2 protein-coding genes are annotated in these 3,523 nt (G+C 68.0%); both read left to right on the top strand.

Annotated features, from left to right (window positions below):
• Positions 1 to 99 precede the first annotated feature (99 nt).
• Entirely contained in the window at positions 100 to 1,161 is a 1,062-nt protein-coding gene (locus FPZ47_RS26865) for a tyrosine-type recombinase/integrase (RefSeq protein ID WP_144957246.1), read from the top strand.
• Positions 1,158 to 3,497: a tyrosine-type recombinase/integrase gene (locus tag FPZ47_RS26870; RefSeq protein ID WP_210420028.1), complete on the top strand. Its 2,340-nt coding sequence runs from the start codon at positions 1,158 to 1,160 to the stop codon at positions 3,495 to 3,497. The genes FPZ47_RS26865 and FPZ47_RS26870 overlap by 4 nt, the downstream gene beginning before the upstream one ends.
• Positions 3,498 to 3,523: the final 26 nt, after the last annotated feature.

Below are 3,523 nucleotides of genomic sequence, written 5' to 3' on the forward strand. Positions count from 1 at the left end.
TATAAGTTACGTGGAATCAGACGTGTGTCGGTCGGTGAGGATCGCTTCTCGGCCCCGTAGCGTCACGGATCAGCTTTGTCGGGCGACGATGGGTCGGGGATGACTGTGGCGCTGGTGGAGAAGTGGCCGGTGCTCGGTCGGCACGATCGGGCAGTGGAGTGGCTGCAGATCTGGACCGATCTGGGGCGTGCACCGCGAACCATGGATGCGTATGCGCGGGGCTTGGCGGAGTATCTGCAGGTCTGTGAACGGGAGGGGATCGACCCGCTCACCGCGACCCGGGCGCAGGTGGCTTTGTTCGTGCGGGAGTTGACATCGCGGCCGAGTCGGCGCGGCACCAACGTGGTGGCGCTGGACTCGGGGGCGGGGCTGGCGAACGCGACCCTGCAGCAGCGCCTGGTGCCGGTTCGATTGTTCTACGACTTCCTGGTCGAAGAAGGCGTGCGTGAGTCGAATCCTGTTGGCCGGGGCCGCTATACACCGGGTCGGGCGTCTGGCAGTCGGGCGAGCGCGCTGGTGCCGCGGATGGTGAAGCTGCCGTGGATCCCGAGTGAGGCCGATTGGCTGAAACTGCTGGGCGTGGTCGCCGACGAGCCAATCCGGAATCGGGTGATGCTCGCGCTGGCCTACGACGCGGCGCTGCGGCGGGAGGAGTTGTGCTCACTGCGCAGCGACGATCTCGACCCGGCGCACCGCACTCTGCGGGTGCGTGCGGAGACCACCAAGACCCGCCGAGAACGGGTGGTGCCGTACTCGGCGCCCACGGGTGTGTTGCTGTCGCAGTACCTGGCGCACCGGGCGACGCTGAGCCGGGCCCGGGGTGGTTTGTTCCTATCGGAGTCGCACCGCAACCTCGCCGAACCAATCACGTTGTGGACGTGGTCGAAGGTGGTGCGGCGAATCGCGTTGGCGGCCAACGTTCCTCGGTTCTCCACCCATACCACACGGCACCTGTGCTTGACAGACTTGGCCAGGATGGGCTGGGAGCTGCACACGATCGCCACGTTCGCCGGGCATCGCAGCACCGACTCCACACTGCAGTACATCCACCTGTCCGGGCGCGAGTTGTCGGCGAAGCTGAACTCCTCCATGGTGCAGATCCACGCGTGGCGCATCGGCATGCTCACCGGACCCGGAGTCGGGCAGGACGCACCGGTATGACCGTCGTCGCGGCGGCGCAGCGTGCCGCCACCGCCACAAACCCGACGGTTAAAGGTCTGTCCGGTCACAGGCGCTGGGATCGCCGGATCGCGTTGAGCGAGAAGGAGACCGCGGCGCTGCTCGCAATCGGGCGGCAAGGACTGCGCCGCAACAAGGCCGTGGGCATCCCGCGGCGAACCGCGCCGCACTGGCGTGCGCTGACCCGGCTGACCGAGCCGCTGGAGGCGGCCGTAGCTGGGTTGCATCACGGTGATCACGTCCGGTTCCGTCGCGCCGGTAGGCAAGCGGCGGCGATCGTGTTGCAGCACTGCGCCGACACCGGCCGTAGCTGGTGGGGCTGGACAACGTGGGAGTGGGCGCGGCTGTGCGGGGGCAGCGCCCGCGAGTTCGTCGCCGCGCAGTCGCTGCCGACCGACTCGACGGTGCGACCGTTCGTGGTGGCCCTGGCGTATCTGCTCGGCGGGTTCACCGACTTCCATCACCTGGGCATGTTCAACCGACTTCACCTGGCCTGCTTGATATTCGGCGAGCCCGCGGTGGATGAAGCGATGTGCTGCGCCGAGGAGGTGCTCAACCGGTGGGGATACCACATCAGCGAGGGCACCAGCAGCCGGATGCGGGGCGTGTTCAGCCAGGCCCTGCTGCTCAACCGCAGTCCCCGGCTTGAGGAACTGACCACGACGGCGTTCGACGCGCTGCGAGCGCATCCGGCGACCGACGGGCATCAGGGGTCGATGCTGTATGCGCTGCAACGGGTGGTCGCCGAGCTGGGTCACTGCGATCCACCCGTGCGCACCGGTTACAACCACGCCCGCGACATCGAAGGCGCCGACCCAGTATGGGCCGAGTGGATCGAACGCTGGTACGCCACCTCGACGCTGACGCCGAAGGTGCGCAGGGTCATCCGCACCATCTTGGCCAAGACCGGCCGCTGGCTGGCCGTCGAGCACCCGCAGACCACCGACCCTGGCCAGTGGACCCGAGCGACCTGCGCCGCCTGGGTCGCCGCTGTCGACAGAATGAGCGTCGGGGACTGGGTCCAACGCCGTGACGCGCTCGGCGACCGCGTCGGCGAGCCGGTCTCCCCGCGCACCAAGGCACACAACCTCACGGCCACCCGCACCTTCTTCCGCGACTGCCAGGAATGGGAGTGGATCCCACGCCGGTTCGACCCGAACCGGGCACTGGCCCTGCCACGCAGCATCGCCGCGCTGATCGGCACCAACCCGCGCGTCATCGCCGACGACGTATGGGCGAAACTGCTGTGGGCGGGGCTCAACCTCGCTCCCGCCGACCTGCCCGGCAACTCCGCCAACACCTTCTACCCGATGGAGCTGATCCGTGCGGTCACGCTGACCTGGCTGTTCTCCGGGCTGCGCAGCGACGAGATCTCCCGGCTGCGGGTCGGATGCATCCGCTGGCAGCACGACGGCCTGCCCATCGCGGGCGACTCCCGCGACATCCTCGCCGAGGACGCGGTCTGCCTGCTCGACGTGCCAGTGCACAAGACCGGCACCGCGTTCACCAAGCCCGTCGACCCGATCGTCGGCCAAGCCATCGAGGCCTGGCAGGCATTGCGGCCCGACCAGCCGAAGCGTTTGGACCGCAAGACTTCCGAGCGCGTCGACATGCTGTTCTCGGTGCGCGCCCAGCCCGTCGCCAAGGAGTACATAAACCACACCATCATCCCAGCGCTATGCGGCAAGGCCGGCGTCCCCACCACCGATGTCCGCGGCAACATCACCAGCCACCGAGCCCGATCCACCATCGCCAGCCAGCTCTACAACGCCAAGGAGCCGATGACGCTGTTCGAGCTGCAGGCCTGGCTGGGGCACCGCACCCCGAACACCACCCAGCACTACGCCAAGATCACCCCGCACACGCTGTCCAAGGCCTACTCCGAGGCCGGATACTTCGCCCGCAACGTCCGCGCCATCGAGGTCCTCATCGACCGCGACGCCGTCACCTCCGGCGCGGCCGCCGCCGGCGAACCCTGGCAGCACTACGACCTCGGCCACGGCTGGTGCACCTACAGCTTCTTCGAGCAGTGCCCGCACCGGATGGCTTGCGCCCGTTGCGATTTCTACACCCCGAAAGACTCCACCAAAGCCCAGCTGCTCGAGGCCAGCGGCAACCTCCAGCGCATGCTCGCCAGCATTCCGCTCACCGACGACGAACGCGCCGCCGTCGACGACGGGCACACCGCCGTCGCCGCACTGCTCGACCGGCTCGCCGACGTACCCACTCCCGCTGGACCCACCCCGCGCGAGCTCGGCACGCCTGCGACCGCGACCATGCTGCCGATCGCGCAGATCCGAACCGGGAAATCCTCGTGAACTTGACAATTTTGATTCCACAGAAT

It is taken from the genome of Mycobacterium helveticum (assembly GCF_007714205.1).
Classification (GTDB): Bacteria; Actinomycetota; Actinomycetes; order Mycobacteriales; family Mycobacteriaceae; genus Mycobacterium; species Mycobacterium helveticum.